This window comes from Streptomyces sp. NPDC002004, from assembly GCF_053593975.1.
Genome location: NZ_JBSFDP010000016.1, coordinates 36,026 through 54,055, shown reverse-complemented (window position 1 = coordinate 54,055; position 18,030 = coordinate 36,026). Strand labels below are relative to the sequence as shown.

Sequence of the window (18,030 nt, the reverse complement as noted above, 5' to 3'; positions counted from 1 at the left end):
CCCGCATGCTCGGGCCCGTGAACCGCGTGCTGCTCGGACTGGTCGGTCTGGTGCTCGTCGTCCTCGGCGGCTCGGTGCTCGCAGTCGGCCTCGGGGTGCCCCCGCCGCGCTGGTGGATCCACACCGGCCCGCACGACGTCCTGCTCAGCACGGCCGAGCGGGAGCGCTGGCGCGGCACCGGCTGGTGGTGGCCCACCGTGATCGGGGCCCTCGCCGTCCTGGTGCTGCTGGCGCTGTGGTGGCTGTCGGCGGTGCTGCGCCGCCGCCGGCTCGCCACGGTGCTCGTCGACACCGGCGACGGAGAGGGCGCGCTGCTGCGCGGACGCGCCCTGGAGAGTGTGCTCCTCGCCGATGCCGAGTCGCTGGACGGTGTGGACCGCGCACAGGTCCGGCTCACCGGGCGGCGCAGCACCCCGCAGGCCCGCGCGGGCCTGCGCCTCCAGCCTCACGGCAGCCCCGGGCAGGCCCTGCACCTGCTGACCGACGAGGCGCTCGCCCATGCGCGCTCATCGGCCGGACTGGCCCGGCTTCCGGCGGAGGTACGGCTCCGCACGGTCAGGCACCGCGCGGAACGCGTGAGCTGAACCCGGCACTCCGCGGTGGGGGCGGGGAGCCCGCCCGGTCCGGCGTCAGAAGCCGTGGCGCGCGCCGCCGTCCACCGGCAGCATGACGCCCGTCAGATACGAGGCAGCGGGCGACAGCAGGAAGGCGGCGGTGCGGCCGAACTCCTCGGGCGTGCCGTAGCGGCGCAGCGGAATCCGCGACTCGTTGGCCGCGCGTGTCGCCTCCGGGTCGGCCGACAGCCCGTCCAGCTCGCGCACCCGGTCGGTGTCGATCCGGGCGGGCAGCAGCCCCACGACACGGATGCCGCGCGGACCCAGCTCGTCCGCGAGGGACTTGGCGAACCCGGCGAGCCCCGGACGCAGGGCGTTCGAGATGGTCAGCCCCGGGATCGGCTCGTGCACCGAAGCCGAGAGCACGAACCCGATCACGCCGCCGTCGCTCAGCTCCGCCGCGGCTGCCCGCGCCATGCGCACCGCACCCAGGAAAACCGACTCGAACGCGGCCCCCCACTGCTCGTCGGTGTTGTCCGCGACAAAGCCCGGAGGCGGGCCGCCGACGCTGATCAGGACGCCGTCGAAGCCGCCGAAGTGCTCGCGCGCCGTCGCGATCAGCCGCTCCGCGACGGCCGGATCGGCATTGTCGGCGGCCACGCCCACCGCGCCGTCCCCGAGCTCGTCGGCAGCCTCGGCGACCCGCTTCTCGTCCCGCCCCGTGATGATCACCTTCGCGCCGTCCGCCGCGAGCTCGCGTGCGGCGGCGTTGCCCAGTCCGCGCGTGGCACCGGTGACGACGAAGACACGGTCCTTCAACCCAAGATCCATGGCTCTATCCTGCCCGCCCGTCCCCGAAAAGCGTGAGCACGGTCCCCACCAGACCGATGTGACTGAACGCCTGGGGGAAGTTCCCGAGCTGCCGTCCGTCCGCCGGGTCGTACTCCTCGGCGAGCAGCCCCACGTCGTTGCAGAGCCCCACCAGTTGCTCGAACAGTTCCTGCGCCTCCTTCGTGCGCCCCGTCAGATGGAGCGCGTCCGCGAGCCAGAACGAGCACACGAGGAACGTGCCTTCGCCGCCGGGCAGCCCGTCGGCCGCACGCTCGGCGCTGTAGCGGCGCATGAACCCGTCGTTCGACAGCTCCGCGCGCACCGCGTCGATCGTGCCGATGACCCGCGGATCGTCGGGCGGGAGGAATCCCATGCGCGGGATCAGCAGCAGTGCCGCGTCCAGTTCCCGCGAGCCGTACGACTGCGTGAACGTGTTCCGCTCGGGGTCGTAACCGTGCTCGCAGACGTCGCGGTGGATCGCGTCGCGCATCGCCTGCCAGCGGGGCGCGTCGCCGTGCAGATGGGGATGCCCCTTGATGGCCTGCATCGCCCGGTCCGCGGCGACCCAGGCCATCACCTTGGAGTGCACGAAGTGCCGCCGCGGTCCGCGCACCTCCCACAGGCCGGCGTCCGGCTGCCGCCACGCCGACTCCAGGAACTCCATGAGCGCCCGCAGGATGCTCCACTCGTGCGGCTTCAGGGGCAGGCCCGAACGCTGCCCCAGCGTCAGCGAGTCGACGACCTCGCCGTACACGTCGAGCTGCAGTTGCTGAACCGCGTCGTTGCCGATCCGGACCGGCGCCGACTGTGCATAGCCGGACAGCCACGGCAGCTCGAACTCGGGGATACGGCGCTCGCCGGCCAGGCCGTACATGATCTGCAGGTCGGCCGGGTCGCCCGCCACCGCACGCAGCAGCCAGTCCCGCCACGCCTTCGCCTCGTCGTGGTACCCCGCCGCGAGCAGCACCCCGAGGGTCAGCGTCGAGTCCCGCAGCCAGCAGTAGCGGTAGTCCCAGTTGCGTACGCCGCCCAGCTCCTCCGGCAGAGAGGTGGTGGGGGCCGCGACGATGCCGCCGGTCGGCGCGTAGGTCAGCGCCTTCAGGGTGATCAGGGACCGCAGCACCACTTCCCGGTGCGGACCCCGGTAGAGGCACTGCGCCGACCAGGCTCGCCAGTCCTCCAGGCTGCAGCGCAGCGCCTCGTGCGGGTCGACGAGCGGCGGGCGGGGGGCGTGCGAGGGGTGCCAGGTCATGACGAAGGCCACCTTCTCGCCCTCCGCGACCGTGAACTCGGCGTGCGTACCGAAGTTCTTGCCGTAGGTGTGCACGGGGGGTTCGCTGCGCAGCCACACGGAGTCGGGTCCCGCCACGGCGACACGCTGGCCGTCGGCCCGGCGCATCCAGGGCACGACCGCGCCGTAGTCGAAGCGCAGGCGGAGCGTACTGCGGACGGCGACCTCGCCGGACAGGCCCTCGACGATGCGGACGACGTCGGGGGCGCGGTCGCGCTGCGGCATCAGGTCGGTGACGAGGACCGCGCCCTCGTCGGTCTCCCACACGGTGTCGAGGACGAGCGAGTTCCCGCGGTACTCGCGGCGGGTGCAGACGTCCGCGCCGGCGGGGGCGATGCGCCAGTGGCCGTTCTCCTCGTCGCCGAGCAGCGAGGCGAAGCACGCCGGGGAGTCGAATCGGGGCAGGCACAGCCAGTCGATGGAGCCGTTCCTGCCGACGAGGGCGGCGGTCTGGTGATCGCCGATCAGGGCGTAGTCCTCGATGCGGGGTTGCATCCCTTCCGGCTTCCCGTCCGGTGCGATCGCCAATCAGCGGGGTACGGCGTCCGGGCGAGGGCGGGGAGGGCGAGGGCGGGGCGGCCGGGGAGGAGAGGGGGACGCGAGCGGGGAAGGGTTCCGCGAGAGGGGTGGCGACCGGGAGGACGGGAGCGCGCGTGCGCGGCGCCGGGCCGTGCCGCCCGGGCAGTGGTCACACCGCTGCCGGGGCGGCCGTCTCCTGCTCCTGCTCCGTCTCCGTCGACGCGGCGGCGGCCGCGCGGTCACGACGCTCGCGCCGGACGAGGATCACCCACCCCACGGGCACGCCCGCGGAGAAGAGCCACCACTGGACCGCGTACGCCATGTGCGGACCGATGTCGCTGTGCTCGGGGTCCGGGATCAGCTCGGGGCTGCCGCCCCTGGGCGCCGGCGCGGTCTGCTCGATGTAGCCGCCGAGCACCGGCTTGCCGAGGGACCGCGCGGCGCTGCCGTCGATCAGCATCACCTGGCGCTTCGGCAGCCCCTGGACCTGCTTGATCCCGCTCTCCGCGGTGGTCTCGTCGGGCATCAGCCGGCCGGTGACGGTGACCTGGCCCCGGGCGGGCGCCGGAATCCTCGGGAAGGCCGTCTGGGGGCCGTCCGCCGGGATCCAGCCGCGGTTGACCAGCAGCACCTTGCCGTCGGTCAGCACGAACGGGGTGAGGACGTGGTAGCCGACCTTGCCGTCCGCGTCGGTGCGGCGCCGGACGACCACCTCGTGGTCCGTGTCGTAGGTACCGGTCGCGGTGACCCGCCGGTACAGCTCGGAGCGGGGGACCGGGTGTCCCGGCGACGTCATCGTCTCGACGGGCACGGGCTTGGTCGCGAGCGCGTCGGAGATCAGCGTGTTCTGCGCGACCCGGTGTTCGTGCCGGTGCAGCTGCCAGAAGCCCAGCCTGATCATCACGGGGATGAGCAGCAAGGTGATGAGGGTGAGGATCACCCACTGCCGGGACAACAGGAAGCGGTACACCCCATGACCGTACAACTCGGCCATGGGGCGATCGCCGGGGGGTGGGGGATGAGCGTGCGGATCCCTGCCGGATCACACCTTGTCGATGATGCCCACCCTCCCCTCCGCGCGGGCGCAATGGGCGCCGCAGTACCAGTGGCCCTCGACCTCGACGCCCTGGCCGATGATCTGGACGCGGCAGTGCTCGCAGATCGGCGCCATGCGGTGGATGGCGCAGGAGAAACAGTCGAAGACGTGCACCGCGCCCTGCGCGTGCACCTCGAACGTCATGCCGTAGTCGTTTCCGCAGACCTCGCAACGTGCCATGCGCCACAGGGTGGGACCCGGGGCGCCGTCAATGCGAGCGGGCTGGCGGAACCCGGCCCGACAATCACCCGTCTGACGTCCGCCGCGCACCGCTCCGCCCGGCCCTCCCGCGGGCTCGCCGCGGCTACCGGTCGGCCGGGGCCACGTCCCGCAGCAGCTGCCCGAACGCGGCCTCGTCCACGACCGGAGTGCCGAACTGCTTCGCCTTGACCACCTTGGAGGTGCCGGACTCCGGGTCGTTCGTCACGAGCAGGCTGGTCAGCCGCGACAGGCTGGTCGCGATGTGCAGCCCGGCCTCGACCGCCCGGTCCTCCAGGAGCTCACGCTCGACCGAGGTGTCCCCCGAGAACGCCACCCGCATGCCCTGCTTGAGCGGTTCGCCCGGTTCGTACCGGCCCGGGTTGGGGTAGGGGCACGGAGGCCGCTTCTTCGTGGCCCGCCAGCTCGTGGCCCGGTATGCCGACTGGTGCCCGATCCTCCCGCTCTGCGCGAACGGCGCGCTCGCGCCTCCGGCCGCCGCACCGTCGACCCATTCGGTGAGCGGGCGGCACTCCAGCAGCGGCAGCCGGACCCCGCCGTGCGCCGCGGCCCGAAGGCTCGGCCGGAACGCCTCGGCGAGCACACGCGCATCGTCCAGCGCATGGTGCGCGCGCTGCTGGACGACCCCGAAGTGCGCGGCGAGCGACTCCAGCTTGTGGTTGGGCAGCGGCAGCCCGAGCTCCTTGGAGAGCGCGATGGTGCACAGCCGCTGCCGCACGGGGGCGGTGCGCTTCGCGCGCGCGTACTCTCGGGCGATCATCGACCAGTCGAAGACGGCGTTGTGCGCGACGAGCACCCGGCCGTCGAGCCGGCCGGCGAACTCCTCGGCGATGTCCCCGAAGAGGGGCGCCCCCTCCAGTACGTCGCTCGTCAGGCCGTGGATCCAGACGGGCCCCGGATCCCGCTCCGGGTTGACGAGGGTGTACCAGTGGTCCTCGACCTCGCCCCGGGCGTCCAGCCGGTAGACGGCGGCGGAGACTATCCGGTCGTCCCGGGCGAGCCCGGTGGTCTCCACGTCGACGACCGCGTACCCCTTCGGGTACGAGGCCGGCCAGGGTGCGGCGGACGCTGCGGTCGTCGTGTGGTCTTCGAGCATGGTCATTGAGGATAAGGGGCGTGACCGACAGCGCCGTCCCCGGCGTCCGGCCGCCAGGGGCGTGCGCGGCCGGCGGGTGGGCCGTGGCGGGCTCGAACGGGCGCGGCCGCGCGCCGTGTTGTGCGCGGGGCGCGGCCGCCGCGTCGCGGTCACCGGCCCCGCTCCGGGCGGACCGCGCCGTGGCGGGTGCGGCGCCGCCGTCCTGTCACGGCCTCAAGGGCGGTCCACCCGACGGGGATTCCGATTTGTCCCTCTTGATCCTTTCGGTGTCGGGCAGTAGCGAGGCGACCAGGGCCCGCAGCGAGAGCGTGAACAGCCGCTCCGGATCGGCCGGGCGGGCCAGCGCGCGGGCCAGGGCCGGGTCCTGCTCGGTGGCACGGGAACCCCACAGCTCCTCCTCGCCGGGCCGCTGCACCGGTGCGCGCTCGCGGTTGCGCTCCACCAGGACGTGCCCGACCACCTGGAACTGCACCGCGCGGACCACGTCGGCGGCCCGGGCACCGCGCAGGCCCGCCGCGTGCACCTCGTGCACCAGGGCCTCCTGTGCGGGCAGGAACATCTGCTCGGTCAGGCCCCGTTCGTGGACCATCGCGACGAGGTGCGGATGGTCGCGCAGCCGGCTGCGCAGGGCGCGCGCGACGGAGACGATGCGCTGCCCCGGCGTCCGGCCCGTGGGACGGATCTCGCCGAGGTCGGCGACGGTGCGTTCGACGAGGGCGTCCAGAAGGGACTCGCGATTGCCGACGTGCCAGTAGATCGAGGTGACGGCGGTGCCCAGCTCGGCGGCGAGCCCCCGCATCGTCAGCGCCTGCGGGCCGTGCCGCTTGACGAGCCCCGCGGCGGCCCGCAGCACCTCCTCGCGCGTGAGCGACGCCCTCACCATGCTGCCCCCAACTCCGTGTCCCGGCACACCCGGCACCACCCTGCGGTCGCCCGGACGTGACGCGTGCGGCACCCGGACGCGGGCCGCACACCACGCCGACTCCCGTTGGCGCACGGCTATTTACCCTTCATCGCCGTCGGTGTAACTGTGTTACAGGCGCCGCATGACAGACCCCCGGAGCATGACCGACGAAGGGTGGTACGACATGGCACGCGTACGCTACGGAGCGCGCACCGAGGCGGAGATCGCCGCCGCGCGCGCCGCGGGCTCCGCACTCCCCGACATCTGGTCCACCGGCGTCGTCGCCGTGTGGGAGACCGAACCGGACGCGGTGAGCGCCGTCCTCCCGCCGCCCCTCAAACCCGGCGAGCGCCCCCTGGTGCGGGTGAACATCAGCAAGGTCGACCTGCCCGGCTACCCCCTGGGCGCCGGCTCCGTCGCGGTCGCCGCGCGGCACGACGGCGTCGAGGGCTGGTATCCGCTCGTCATGCCGATGACCCACGAGCGCGCCCTCATCGGCGGCCGCGAGGTCTTCGGCGAGCCGAAGAAGCTCGGCGAGGTGACCGTCGAACGGGACGGGCTCGTCGTCCGGGCCGCCCTCGCCCGGCACGGCATCGCCTTCGTCGAGGTGCGCGGCGCGGTCGCCGGCGACCTGCCTCTCCCGGAGCCGGCGCGGAAGACCGACTTCTACTTCAAGTTCCTGCCTGCCGTGGACGGTTCGGGCTTCGACGCCGACCCGGTCCTCGTGCACTGCCTGCGCAACGAGAAGGTGCGCAGGCTGGAGCGGATCACCGGTGACGTCGTCCTGCGCGAGTCCATGTACGACCCGGTGGCCGACCTTCCGGTGCGCACCCTCGTGGAGATCACCATCGGCGAGAAGACCACCGACCAGCGGGGCACGGTCGTCGATCGCGTCAGCGCCGAGGCCCTGCTGCCGTACATCCACCAGAGGTACGACGACCCGCAGCAGATCCTCGACGGTCCCCCGGAAGGGAGCGCCCGATGAGGCTGCGCCCGGGGCAGGTCGCCGTCGTCACCGGCGCCGCGAGCGGAATCGGGCTCGCCATGGCGCGCAGGTTCGCGGCGGACGGCCTCAGGGTCGTCCTCGCCGACGTGGAGGAGAGCGCCCTGGAGAAGGCCGCCGCGGACCTGCGCGCCGGCGGGGCGCAGGTGCATGCGCGCGTGGTCGACGTCGGCGAGCGCGACCAGGTCCTCGCCCTGGCCGACGCCGCCTACGACACCTTCGGCGCCGTCCATGTGCTGTGCAACAACGCGGGTGTCGGCTCAGGCGCCGAGGGCCGCATGTGGGAGCACGACCCGAACGACTGGACGTGGGCCTTCGCGGTCAACGTGTGGGGCGTCTTCCACGGCATCCAGGCCTTCGTACCGCGCATGCTCGCCTCCGGCGAGGAGGGCCACGTCGTCAACACCTCGTCGGGCGACGGCGGGATCGCCCCGCTGCCGACGGCCTCCGTCTACGCGGTCACCAAGGCCGCCGTCGTGACGATGACCGAGTCCCTGTACGCACATCTGAAGGCGGAACACGCGCGGGTCGGCGCCTCCGTCCTCTTCCCCGGCCCCCACATGCTGCGCACGGGCCTGTGGGAGTCGCACCGCAACCGGCCCCGGAAGTACGCCAAGTCACGTCCCCGCAGGACCCCCTACCGCAGCCTCGACCAGTGGGAGGCCGCGATGCGGGAGGCAGGGCAGGAGGTGACGTTCACGCCCGTCGAGGAGGTCGCCGACCTGGTCGCCGAGGGCATTGCGGCGGACCGCTTCTGGCTGCTGCCCGCCTCCGAGCACAGCGACCGGCAGATCCGGGCACGGTCGCAGTCCATGCTCGACCGCGCCGATCCGACGTACCTGGAGCGCTTCGTACTCGACGACTGAGAGGCATCGATGACCGACCAGGCACAGGGGAAGGCCCGTCGGGAGCCTTACCTGATCATCTCCTCCGACTGCCATGCCGGACTGCCCACCGAGGAGTACCGGCCCTATCTGGACCGCAGGTTCCACCGCGCTTTCGACGACTTCCTCGGGCAGCGCGACGCCCGCCGCGAGGAGGCGACACGGCTCGGCATCCGCAACGACGCGTTCGCCGAGAAGTGGTTCCAGGACCACGAGGAGGGGCTGCGCGGCGGCTGGGACCCCGCGCAGCGCCTCAAGGAGCTCGACGGCGACGGGGTCGCGGCGGAGGTCGTCTTCCCGGACGCCGACGCCGTCGACAGCCGCACCGCTGCGCCCTTCGGAGTGGGTCTCGGCCTCTCCGGGGACCAGGACTCCGAGCTCGGCATGGCGGGCGCCCAGGCGCACAACCGCTGGCTCGCCGACTTCGTGTCCGAGCACCCCGAACGCCACTGCGGCGTCGCCCTGCTGCCCGTGACCGGCGAGACCGACCGGGTCGTCGCCGAGATCCACCGCGCGAAGGAGTCCGGCCTCGGGGCCCTGATGATCCCCTCCATGTGGGTCGACAGGGAGCCCTACCACGACCGTCGCTACGACCCGGTGTGGGCCGCAGCGGCGGAGTGCGCCATGCCCGTGCTGACCCACTCCGGAGCGGCTCCGCGCCATGAGTACGGCGACCATCTCGGCATCTACGTCTCCGAGGTGACCTGGTGGCCCGCGCGCCCCCTGTGGTTCCTGCTGTGGTCCGGCGCGTTCGAACGCCACCCCGGGCTGCGGTTCGGGGTCGCCGAGTCCGGCTGCTGGTGGCTGCCCAACCTGCTGTGGTTCATGGACCGGCTCTACCTCGGTGCCCACGGCGGCAAGAAGCTCTCGCCGTTCGCCGAGCTGAAGCGGCCCCCGCACGAGTACCTGGACCGCCAGGTGTTCGTCTGCGCCACCAACACCAAGCGGCGCGAGCTCGCCCAGCGCTACGAGATCGGCGTCGACAACATCCTCTGGGGCAGCGACTTCCCGCACCCCGAGGGCACCTGGCCCGACACCCGCGCCTGGCTGAGGAAGACCTTCCACGACATCCCCGTCGCCGAGACCCGCCGGATGCTCGGCCTGGCCGCCGCACAGGTCTTCGGCTTCGACACCGACCGGCTCGCCCCGCTGGCCCGGCGCATCGGACCGACCCCCGACGAGCTCGGCCAGCCGGACGACCAGGCGGCCGTCGAGGCGTCCTGGGCGCGCTCGCGCGAGGTGGGCCGCCACTGGCTGACCGACCACGAGTTCCCCGTCCTGGGGGTGACCCCGTGAGTGATCGTTACACGGTCGTCTCGGCCGACTGCCATGCCGGCGCCGACCTCCTCGACTACAAGCCCTACCTGGAATCCCGGCACCACGACGCCTTCGACGCCTGGGCGGCCGACTACGTCAACCCCTACGAGGACCTGCTCGCCGACACCGCCGACAGGAACTGGAACTCCGAGCGCCGCCTGGCCGAACTGGAACGGGACGGCATCGTCGCCGAGGTCGTCTTCCCCAACACCATCCCGCCGTTCTTCCCGTCCGCATCGCTGATGGCCCCCGCGCCGACGCGTGAGGATTTCGAGCGGCGCTGGGCCGGACTGCGCGCCCACAACCGCTGGCTCGCCGACTTCTGCGCCGCCGCGCCGGGGCGCAGGGCGGGGGTCGCGCAGATCCTCCTCAACGACGTCGACCAGGCCGTCCAGGAGATCCACTGGGCGGCCGGTGCGGGCCTCAAGGGCGGCATCCTGCTGCCCGGTACGCCCCCGGGTTCGGGCCTGCCCGAGCTGTACTCGGCGGTGTACGACCCGATCTGGGCGGCCTGCGCCGAGCTCGGGCTCCCGGTGAACCATCACGCGGGCTCGGCCTCGCCGCCGCTCGGCGACGAACCGGCCGCGCGGGCCGTGTTCATGGTGGAGACGACCTGGTTCTCGCACCGGGCGCTGTGGCATCTGATCTTCGGCGGCGCCTTCCGCCGGCATCCCGGGCTGAAGCTGGTCCTCACCGAGCAGGGCTCGGGATGGATCCCCGGAGTCCTCGCGATGCTGGACTACTACCACGGGCGGATGGTGGCGGCGGCCACGAAGGCGTCCACCGCGGAGTCCAAGTTCGGCGCGGGACTCGCCGCGGGGATGGGCAAGGGGCCCTCCGAGGCGTGGCGGGACCACTGCTTCGTCGGCGCCAGCTTCATGCGCCCGCACGAGGTGCCACTGCGCGACCGCATCGGCCTCGACAAGATCATGTGGGGCAGCGACTACCCGCACGACGAGGGCACCTACCCGTACAGCCGCGAAGGTCTGCGTATCGCCTACGCGGGCCTGCCCCGTGACGAGATCGCCGCGATGGCCGGCGGCAACGCCGCGCGCGTGTACGGCTTCGACCTCTCCTATCTGGACGGGATCGCGGCCAAGGTGGGCCCCACCGTCGAGGAACTGACGCGGCCGCTGGGGGAGCCCCCGGCAGACGCCACGAGTCCGGTCTTCGCGCGGGGCGGGTCCGTGCGCGTGTGGTGAGGGCACCGCCGCGCGCGGGCCGCCCCGGGCGACGGCCGGGGCACGGCGACCCGGCCGTCGCCGGTGTCCCCGACGGCGCGGCGCGCCCTTGCGGAGGCGTACGGCACGGATGGGATCCTCCCGGGGTGAGCGAACCGGCATCTTCGAACGTTCCGGAGCACGGCGAGGCCCACCACGGCGCGCTCGGCGAACGGCTCAACTGGCTGCGCGCCGCCGTCCTCGGCGCGAACGACGGCGTCGTCTCGACCGCGGGCCTCGTGGTGGGTGTCGCGGGGGCCACCCAGGACCGCGGCGCGCTGCTCACGGCGGGGCTCGCCGGGCTGCTCGCCGGCTCCCTGTCGATGGCGGCCGGCGAATACGTCTCCGTGTCGACGCAACGCGACTCCGAGAAGGCCGCGATCGCCATGGAGAAGCGGGAGCTGCGCGAACAGCCGGAGGCCGAACTGGAGGAGCTCACCGAGCTGCTGGAGGAGCGCGGCCTCACACGTGCCGTGGCGCGCGAGGCCGCCGAACAGCTCACGGAGCGGGACGCGCTGCGCGCCCACGCCAGGGTGGAACTCGGCATCGACCCCGACGCGCTGACCAACCCCTGGCACGCCGCCTGGGCGAGCTTCCTGTCGTTCACGGCCGGCGCCCTGCTTCCCCTCCTGGCGATCGTGCTGCCTCCCGCACCCTGGCGCGTTCCGGTCACCGTCGTCTCGGTCCTCGCCGCCCTCGCCCTCACGGGCTGGTCGAGCGCCCGCCTCGGCGCCGCGGCGCTCCGGCCCGCGATACTGCGCAACATGAGCGGCGGCGCGGTGGCGATGGGCGTCACCTATGCGGCGGGGACACTCCTGGGGGTGGCGGGGGTGTGACCCGGGGCGCCGCCGGGGACGTGAGCGGGGGAGCGGCGTACGGCGCGGGCGCCGTACCCGCCGCGTTGGCGGAGATGGCCAAGAACCGCCCCCATACCGCTGGTAATACTTGTCGGTAACACCATCTAGTCGAGCCGGGCCGGCCACCTCTACGGTGCACGCATGCCGAACCTGCCCGATGTCGTGCTGTGGTCCATACCTGCCTTCGTGCTGCTCACCGTCCTGGAGATCGTGAGCTACCGCCTGCATCCCGACGACGACGCCGAGGGCTACGAGGTCAAGGACACGGCGACCAGCATCTCCATGGGCCTGGGCAGCCTGGTCTTCGACGCCCTGTGGAAGATCCCGGTCGTCATGATCTACTCGGCGGTCTACGCGCTGACCCCGCTGCGGGTGCCCCTCCTGTGGTGGACGGTCCCGCTGATCCTGCTCGCGCAGGACTTCTTCTACTACTGGCAGCACCGCGGGCACCACGTCATCCGCATCCTGTGGGCGTGCCACGTGGTGCACCACTCCAGCCGCAGGTTCAACCTCAGCACGGCACTGCGGCAGCCCTGGACCTCGCTGACGTCCTGGCCGTTCTACCTGCCCATGATCGCCCTGGGAGTGCACCCCGCGGCGGTCGCGTTCTGCTCGTCGGTGAGCCTCGTCTACCAGTTCTGGATCCACACCGAACGCGTCGACAAGCTGCCCCGCCCCGTCGAGTCCGTCTTCAACACCCCGTCGCACCACCGTGTCCACCACGCCTCCCAGGGCGGCTACCTGGACCGCAACTTCGGCGGCATCCTCATCGTCTGGGACCGTCTCTTCGGCTCCTTCGTGCCGGAGACGGAGCGCCCCGTGTACGGACTCACCAAGAACATCGCGACCCACAACCCGCTGCGTGTCGCCACGCACGAGTACGCCGCCATCGCCAAGGACGTCAGGAGCGCCTCGAGTTGGCGCGAGCGGGCCGGGCGCGTCCTGAAGGGCCCGGGATGGCAGCCCGAGCCACCGGCGGAAGGCCCGGCGCCGCACACGGCGGCCGAGGCCCAGGCCGCGCCGGCTGCGGGGAGCGCGGCATGACCGGGCCCTCCACCGCGGACCGCACCCGCGCGGTGCCGCTCGCACAGGTGCTCCTGTGCGCCTTCGCCGTCGTCTCCGCCGCCGACCTCGTCGCGCTGCTCGTCGGCTCCGGCACCGGGCACACCGTGGCCAAGCCGCTGCTCATGCCCCTGCTCGCCGGGTACGTCGCGGTGCGCGGCGGGCCGCGCCTGCTGATCGCGGCGCTGCTGTTCGGCTGGGGCGGCGACGTGCTGCTGCTTTCCCACGCCGACCCGGCGTTCCTCGCGGGCATGGGCTCGTTCGCCGTCGGGCACGTCTGCTACCTCGTCCTGTTCAAGAGCCGCGAGCCGGTCACCGGACCGCTCCTCAGGAGCCCGGGCGCGGGCCTCACCCGGGCGCAGGCACTCGTGCTGCCCTACGGAGCCGCGCTCGTCGGAAGCGTCGCGCTGCTCTGGCCCGATCTGCCCGCCGGCCTGCGCATACCCGTCGCCGGGTACAGCCTGCTGCTCACGGCGATGGCGTACGGGTCCACCCGGCTCGGTCTCGTCGCGGGCGCGGGCGGCGCGCTGTTCCTGCTCTCGGACTCGCTCATCGCGACCGGCGTCGCCCACTGGCCCCAGCTGCCGCGACCCGACTTCTGGATCATGCTTACCTATCTGGCGGCCCAGTACCTGCTCGCCCGGGGCGCGCTCGGGACCCTCGGCGCGCGGGGCCGGACGGAGCGGGCGTACGGTTGACGGGCGCGACCGGCCACCCGCCGCGCCGCGCCCGTCGGGCCCCGACCGGGCTCCGCCCCTGACCAGCCGAGTGAAGGACCGCCCCACCATGCGCGCGACCACCATCCACGCCCCCTTCGACATGCGCGTGGAGGACGTGCCCGAACCCGTGGTGCAGTTGCCCACCGACGCGGTCGTGCGGGTGCTGCGCGCCTGCATCTGCGGCAGCGACCTGTGGGCCTACCGCGGCGAGGCCGAGCGGCAGCCAGGACAGCGCATCGGACACGAGTTCCTGGGCATCGTCGAGGAGACCGGCGCGGAGGTCACCCGTGTGCGGCGCGGCGACCTGGTCGTCGCGCCCTTCATGTGGTCGGACGGCGTGTGCGACTACTGCCGCGAAGGGCTGACCACGTCCTGCGAGCACGGTGGCTTCTGGGGTTCCGTCGGCTACGACGGCGGTCAGGGCGAGGCCGTCCGCGTGCCCTACGCCGACGGCACCCTCGTCCAGCTGCCGGCCGACGCGGTCTCCGACGACCGTCTGCTGTCCGCGCTGCTGACCCTCTCGGACGTCATGGGCACCGGCCACCACGCGGCCCTCGGTGCCGGTGCCCGGCCGGGTACGACGGTCGCCGTCGTCGGGGACGGCGCGGTGGGCCTGTGCGCCGTGCTCGCCGCGAAGCGCCTCGGCGCCGAGCGCATCATCGCCCTGGGCCGCCACCAGGTGCGTACCGACATCGCGCGCCGGTTCGGCGCGACCGACGTGGTCGCCGAGCGCGGCGAGGCCGCCGTGGAAGCGGTCCGCGAGCTCACCCGGGGCCAGGGCGCCCACGCCGTCGTCGAGGCCGTCGGCACCGAGCAGTCGATGCGCACCGCGGTGAACATCGCCCGCGACGGCGGCGCCATCGGCTTCGTCGGCGTCCCGCACGGCAGCGGCACCGGACTGGACCTCGGTGTCCTGTTCGACCGGAACATCGCGCTGCGCGGCGGTGTCGCGCCCGTCCGCGCCTACATCCCCGAGCTGCTGCCGGACGTCCTCGACGGCGCCATCGACCCGTCGCCGGTCTTCGACCTGACCGTCGACCTGGAAGGCGTGCCGGACGGCTACAAGGCGATGGACGAGCGCACCGCCCTGAAGGTGCTCGTCACGGCCTGACCGGCCCGGGGTGCCCGGCCGGCGAGCGGAGCCGACGGCCGGCCGGGCACCGCCGGACGACCGGACGGGTTCCGGCCGGGCCTTCCCGCCGATGGCCGGGCGCCGGTCTCAGGGGCGCTCCCAGACGGCCGCGTCCGAACCCCAACGCCCCGGCGGGCGCGTCCAGTCGAGCGGACCGCCGTCGAAGGCGACGGGCGGCAGCGCATGCCGCAGCGTCCCGATGGGGCTGTCGGTCACCGCGAGCCAGGGGGAGCAGTCCTGCGGGGCGTACGCCGCCCCGCGCACCCTCGCGGCCGCACCTCCCCCGTCCCCGGAGGCCGCCGCGCCCCCGGCCGGCGTGGCGGTTGCGCGGCGTGGGGTGTTCGCGGGCTGCACGGCATCCGTGTCGTCGGCCAGGCCGCTCGTCAGCCATCGCGCGGTCCGCGCGAGCGCCAGCCGTACGACGCGCGTGCCGCCCTCGTCCAGCTGGTCGGTCACCGCGCGCAGCACGGCCGCCGCCGTCAGATACCCGGTGCCGTGGTCCAGGGCCTGCGCGGGCAGTGCCCCGGGCGCCTCGGCGGACCCTTCCGTCGCGGCGATCCCGGTGGCGACCTGGACGAGGCTGTCGAAGCCGCGCCGCCCGGCCCACGGCCCGTCGAACCCCCACGCGGACAGCTGCCCGACGACGATCCCGGGCCGGCGCTCCGCCAGGGCGTCGGGGGAGAGCCCGAAGCGGTCGAGCGCCCCCGGCCGGTAGCCGCTCACCACCACGTCGGCCTGCGCCAGCAGTTCTTCGAACGACCGCCGCCCCGCGCGCGTGGCGAGGTCGAGCACGGCCGACCGCTTCCCGAAACCGGTGTCCGCGTGCTGGTCGTCGAGTTCGGGCAGCTCCGGAGAGTCGACGCGCAGGACGTCGGCGCCCAGCAGGGCGAGCGTGCGGGTGGCGACGGGGCCCGCGATGACCCGGGTGAGGTCGAGGACGCGCAGCCCGGCGGCCGGCAGCAGCGGACCCCCGGACGGAGCCGGCAGCCGGCGTGGCGCCGCACCGGCCGGGGAGCTCCGCACGACCAGCGGTGCGGCGGCGACCGCCCGGGCCTGCTCGTGCCGCGCCCACTCCTCGGGCGAGCGCAGGGCCACGGCCAGACCGCCGGCCGCGTACACCGTCTCCTCGATGTCCCGGGAGGGCCGCTCGGCGAGCATCGCCGCCACCCGGTCCACGTCGGCCTCCGCCTCGCCGAGGCCCAGGGCCGCCGCCAGGCGCGCGCGGTGGTGCGGATAGTTCGCGTGCGTGCGGACCCAGCCGTCGGCCGTGCGCCAGAACCGCGACAGCGGTGCGAAGTTGACCGGTGCGCGGCCGTCGACCAGCAGATGCCGTTCACTGATGAATGCGGTGGCCACGGCGCCGTCGTCGACGCGCACCGGCGGCACCGGCCGCCCCGTACGCCGGGCGGCGAGCTCGGCGGCGGCCAGGGCGCACACCCCGACGCAGGCGCGCGCCAGTTCGAGCACCGGGAGACGTGCCGGAAGGGCACCGTCCCGTACGACCGTCGAGACGCCGGAGACCAGGGCGGGGTCACCGCCGAGTGCGGCCCAGGCGGAACGGGTGCCCCTCGAGGAATCATGAGTCATGCAGGCAGTGTGCGGGGTTGCGGGGGGCGCCGGACCGGTGCCCCCCGCAACCCCGCTGCCGCGTGGTTACTTCGTCACGGCGTTCAGCGCGTCGGCGATGCCGGCGCCGTAGAAGCCGGTCCGGTGCTTGCCGCTCTCGCACACCGCGTCGGCCTTGCCGTCGCCGTCGATGTCGTACGGGTCGGTGCAGGGCGTGGCGTCGGCGCCCTTGTAGAGCAGCGCCTTCACCTGGGCCGCCGAGGCGTGCGGATGCGTCGACTTGATGAGCGCGGCGACGCCCGCGACATGCGGGGAGGCCATCGACGTACCGGCCATGTAGCCCCACTTGTCACCGGGCAGCGGACCCAGGATCAGACCACTGGTGGCGGGCGGCGCGGGCCGCTGGTAGGCGGTCGAGTCGCCGCCGGGGGCCGCGATGTCGATCGTGCCCAGGCCGTAGTTGGAGAACGACGACTTGATGCCCTTGGCGCCGGTCGCCGCGGTGGTCACGACACCGGGCAATTGGGTCGGGATGTCCAGGCACTTGGACGGGTCGACGACACGGTCCCAGGGTGTCCCGTCGTCGGGGCTCGACGGGTCGGTGATCGAGTCGGAGGCGAGGTCGTAGTTCTCGTTGCCCGCCGCCGCGACGTTGACCGTGCCCTTCTTCTCGGCGTACCGCGCGGCCCGGGACACGGCCTGGACGAGCGCCTTCTGGTCCGGGTCGTCGGTGCAGTTGAAGTACCACGGGTCGGTGTAATAGCTGTTGTTGGTCACGTCGACGCCGTGGTCGGCGGCCCATACGAAGCCGCAGACGACGGCCTCCGTGTAGAAGAAGCCGTCCGGGTTGCCGACCTTTATGCCGGAGACCTTCACGCCCGGCGCGACACCGGTGATGCCGACGCCGTTCTTCGCGCCGGCGATCTCACCCGCGACATGCGTGCCGTGCGGGCTCTCCGACGCGCTGGGCCGCCAGGCGCCGTCCGTGGTGTCGGGCTTGCCCGACACACAGTTCACCGACGCCCCGCGGTCGAAGTTCGGTGCGATGTCGGGGTGGGTGTCGTCGACACCGGTGTCGATGACACCCACGGTCACGTTCCGGCTGCCGAGCGTCTTCTCATGGGCCTTGTCCGCCTTGATCGCGGGCAGATCCCACTGGAGCGGCTCCAGCGGGTCCTGGCCCGCCGTGGTCGTCGCTGCCGCCGCCTTCGCCTGGGCGTCGGTGAGCACCTTCGGGGCGCCCAGGTCGGTGGTGGACTGCGCCGGCAGCGGGGCGGTGCGGGTGGCGCCGGCGGACTGGACGCCGTGCGCCGTGCGTATGACCTTGGCGAAATCGGGGTTCGACGAGTGGACGACGACGACGCCGATCCGGTCGTACGACACGACGACGGTGCCGCCCGCAGCGGTGATCGCATTCTTCACGGAGCGGGACGCCCCGTGTCCCGGGCGGACGTTGACCACGTAGCTCAACCCGGTCGCGTCCGCCGCCGACCGCCCCTGGGCGGCGGGGGCCTGCGGGGTGTCCGCGGCCGACGCCGTGGTGTTCGGCAGGAAGGCGAGCGCCGATGCGACGGCGAGGCCGACCGGCAGGGCGAGCGTACGGCGGGAGCGCGCGAGAGGCGCCGTCATGAGGTCTCCGTTTCGTTCGAGAACGGTGTGCCGGCGACGCGCGCGGGGGCGCGCGTCGGCGCGGGGGGGGGGTTCGGGTGCCGCCCCGGCGCAGTGCCTGATAAAGGCCGTGTGGGGGGGGACGATAACGG

General features: G+C 73.3%; 17 protein-coding genes. 9 read left to right on the top strand and 8 right to left on the bottom strand.

All coding sequences use genetic code 11. The annotated features are described in order from the left end of the window. Positions 1-5 precede the first annotated feature (5 nt). Positions 6-584: an alkaline shock response membrane anchor protein AmaP gene (amaP, locus tag ACWCP6_RS23120; protein ID WP_450934398.1), complete on the top strand. Its 579-nt coding sequence runs from the start codon at positions 6-8 to the stop codon at positions 582-584. A gap of 45 nt (positions 585-629) precedes the next feature. Here the strand turns inward: amaP and ACWCP6_RS23115 are convergent, their stop codons facing one another. The 6 genes from ACWCP6_RS23115 to ACWCP6_RS23090 form a co-directional block, all read right to left on the bottom strand. Continuing rightward, positions 630-1,385: an SDR family oxidoreductase gene (locus tag ACWCP6_RS23115; RefSeq protein WP_450934397.1), complete on the bottom strand. Its 756-nt coding sequence runs from the start codon at positions 1,383-1,385 to the stop codon at positions 630-632. A 4-nt stretch (positions 1,386-1,389) separates the two neighbouring features. Continuing rightward, positions 1,390-3,171, bottom strand: coding sequence for a glycoside hydrolase family 15 protein (locus ACWCP6_RS23110; protein WP_450934396.1), 1,782 nt, complete (start codon positions 3,169-3,171; stop codon positions 1,390-1,392). A 193-nt stretch (positions 3,172-3,364) separates the two neighbouring features. Further along, positions 3,365-4,165 (bottom strand): SURF1 family cytochrome oxidase biogenesis protein, encoded by an 801-nt coding sequence (locus tag ACWCP6_RS23105; RefSeq protein WP_450934481.1) that lies wholly within the window; start codon positions 4,163-4,165, stop codon positions 3,365-3,367. Positions 4,166-4,237: 72 nt separating this feature from the next. After that, complete coding sequence (locus ACWCP6_RS23100) at positions 4,238-4,471, bottom strand: hypothetical protein (RefSeq protein ID WP_143637050.1); 234 nt, start codon at positions 4,469-4,471, stop codon at positions 4,238-4,240. 124 nt (positions 4,472-4,595) lie between these two features. Further along, a complete protein-coding gene (locus ACWCP6_RS23095) occupies positions 4,596-5,606 on the bottom strand; it encodes a DEDDh family exonuclease (protein WP_450934395.1) in 1,011 nt (336 codons plus the stop codon). A 205-nt stretch (positions 5,607-5,811) separates the two neighbouring features. Further along, entirely contained in the window at positions 5,812-6,489 is a 678-nt protein-coding gene (locus tag ACWCP6_RS23090) for a TetR/AcrR family transcriptional regulator (RefSeq protein WP_450934394.1), read from the bottom strand. Positions 6,490-6,694: 205 nt separating this feature from the next. Between ACWCP6_RS23090 and ACWCP6_RS23085 the strand changes: the two genes are divergently transcribed. The 8 genes from ACWCP6_RS23085 to ACWCP6_RS23050 all read left to right on the top strand — a co-directional run bounded on the left by ACWCP6_RS23085 (position 6,695) and on the right by ACWCP6_RS23050 (position 14,683). After that, positions 6,695-7,495, top strand: a complete 801-nt coding sequence (locus ACWCP6_RS23085; RefSeq protein WP_450934480.1) for an acetoacetate decarboxylase family protein — start codon at positions 6,695-6,697, stop codon at positions 7,493-7,495. After that, positions 7,492-8,379: an SDR family NAD(P)-dependent oxidoreductase gene (locus tag ACWCP6_RS23080; RefSeq protein ID WP_450934393.1), complete on the top strand. Its 888-nt coding sequence runs from the start codon at positions 7,492-7,494 to the stop codon at positions 8,377-8,379. Before ACWCP6_RS23085 ends, ACWCP6_RS23080 begins: the two co-directional genes overlap by 4 nt. Before the next feature lie 9 nt (positions 8,380-8,388). Further along, positions 8,389-9,693, top strand: a complete 1,305-nt coding sequence (locus ACWCP6_RS23075; protein WP_450934392.1) for an amidohydrolase family protein — start codon at positions 8,389-8,391, stop codon at positions 9,691-9,693. Next, a complete protein-coding gene (locus ACWCP6_RS23070) occupies positions 9,690-10,916 on the top strand; it encodes an amidohydrolase family protein (protein ID WP_450934391.1) in 1,227 nt (408 codons plus the stop codon). Before ACWCP6_RS23075 ends, ACWCP6_RS23070 begins: the two co-directional genes overlap by 4 nt. Before the next feature lie 125 nt (positions 10,917-11,041). Further along, entirely contained in the window at positions 11,042-11,770 is a 729-nt protein-coding gene (locus ACWCP6_RS23065) for a VIT1/CCC1 transporter family protein (RefSeq protein ID WP_450934390.1), read from the top strand. A gap of 162 nt (positions 11,771-11,932) precedes the next feature. Then, positions 11,933-12,835, top strand: a complete 903-nt coding sequence (locus tag ACWCP6_RS23060) for a sterol desaturase family protein (protein ID WP_450934389.1) — start codon at positions 11,933-11,935, stop codon at positions 12,833-12,835. Next, on the top strand, positions 12,832-13,551 hold the full coding sequence (locus ACWCP6_RS23055) for a lysoplasmalogenase (RefSeq protein WP_450934388.1): 720 nt from the start codon (positions 12,832-12,834) through the stop codon (positions 13,549-13,551). Before ACWCP6_RS23060 ends, ACWCP6_RS23055 begins: the two co-directional genes overlap by 4 nt. Positions 13,552-13,639: 88 nt before the next feature. Further along, a complete protein-coding gene (locus ACWCP6_RS23050; protein WP_450934387.1) occupies positions 13,640-14,683 on the top strand; it encodes a zinc-dependent alcohol dehydrogenase family protein in 1,044 nt (347 codons plus the stop codon). Between the two features lie 108 nt (positions 14,684-14,791). On the opposite strand, the gene ACWCP6_RS23045 is transcribed toward ACWCP6_RS23050, so the two are convergent. Both ACWCP6_RS23045 and ACWCP6_RS23040 read right to left on the bottom strand, forming a co-directional pair. After that, a complete protein-coding gene (locus tag ACWCP6_RS23045) occupies positions 14,792-16,291 on the bottom strand; it encodes a CoA transferase (RefSeq protein ID WP_450934386.1) in 1,500 nt (499 codons plus the stop codon). Positions 16,292-16,357: 66 nt separating this feature from the next. Further along, complete coding sequence (locus ACWCP6_RS23040) at positions 16,358-17,899, bottom strand: S8 family serine peptidase (protein ID WP_450934385.1); 1,542 nt, start codon at positions 17,897-17,899, stop codon at positions 16,358-16,360. Positions 17,900-18,030: the final 131 nt, after the last annotated feature.

Excerpts from the sequence above, each read along its gene's own strand:
- amaP (WP_450934398.1), top strand. The coding sequence starts at position 6 with ATGCTCGGGCCCGTGAACCGCGTGCTGCTCGGACTGGTCGGTCTGGTG.
- ACWCP6_RS23115 (WP_450934397.1), bottom strand. The coding sequence starts at position 1,385 with ATGGATCTTGGGTTGAAGGACCGTGTCTTCGTCGTCACCGGTGCCACG.
- ACWCP6_RS23110 (WP_450934396.1), bottom strand. The coding sequence starts at position 3,171 with ATGCAACCCCGCATCGAGGACTACGCCCTGATCGGCGATCACCAGACC.
- ACWCP6_RS23100 (WP_143637050.1), bottom strand. The coding sequence starts at position 4,471 with ATGGCACGTTGCGAGGTCTGCGGAAACGACTACGGCATGACGTTCGAG.
- ACWCP6_RS23095 (WP_450934395.1), bottom strand. The coding sequence starts at position 5,606 with ATGCTCGAAGACCACACGACGACCGCAGCGTCCGCCGCACCCTGGCCG.
- ACWCP6_RS23090 (WP_450934394.1), bottom strand. The coding sequence starts at position 6,489 with ATGGTGAGGGCGTCGCTCACGCGCGAGGAGGTGCTGCGGGCCGCCGCG.
- ACWCP6_RS23085 (WP_450934480.1), top strand. The coding sequence starts at position 6,695 with ATGGCACGCGTACGCTACGGAGCGCGCACCGAGGCGGAGATCGCCGCC.
- ACWCP6_RS23080 (WP_450934393.1), top strand. The coding sequence starts at position 7,492 with ATGAGGCTGCGCCCGGGGCAGGTCGCCGTCGTCACCGGCGCCGCGAGC.
- ACWCP6_RS23075 (WP_450934392.1), top strand. The coding sequence starts at position 8,389 with ATGACCGACCAGGCACAGGGGAAGGCCCGTCGGGAGCCTTACCTGATC.
- ACWCP6_RS23060 (WP_450934389.1), top strand. The coding sequence starts at position 11,933 with ATGCCGAACCTGCCCGATGTCGTGCTGTGGTCCATACCTGCCTTCGTG.
- ACWCP6_RS23055 (WP_450934388.1), top strand. The coding sequence starts at position 12,832 with ATGACCGGGCCCTCCACCGCGGACCGCACCCGCGCGGTGCCGCTCGCA.
- ACWCP6_RS23050 (WP_450934387.1), top strand. The coding sequence starts at position 13,640 with ATGCGCGCGACCACCATCCACGCCCCCTTCGACATGCGCGTGGAGGAC.
- ACWCP6_RS23045 (WP_450934386.1), bottom strand. The coding sequence starts at position 16,291 with ATGACTCATGATTCCTCGAGGGGCACCCGTTCCGCCTGGGCCGCACTC.
- ACWCP6_RS23040 (WP_450934385.1), bottom strand. The coding sequence starts at position 17,899 with ATGACGGCGCCTCTCGCGCGCTCCCGCCGTACGCTCGCCCTGCCGGTC.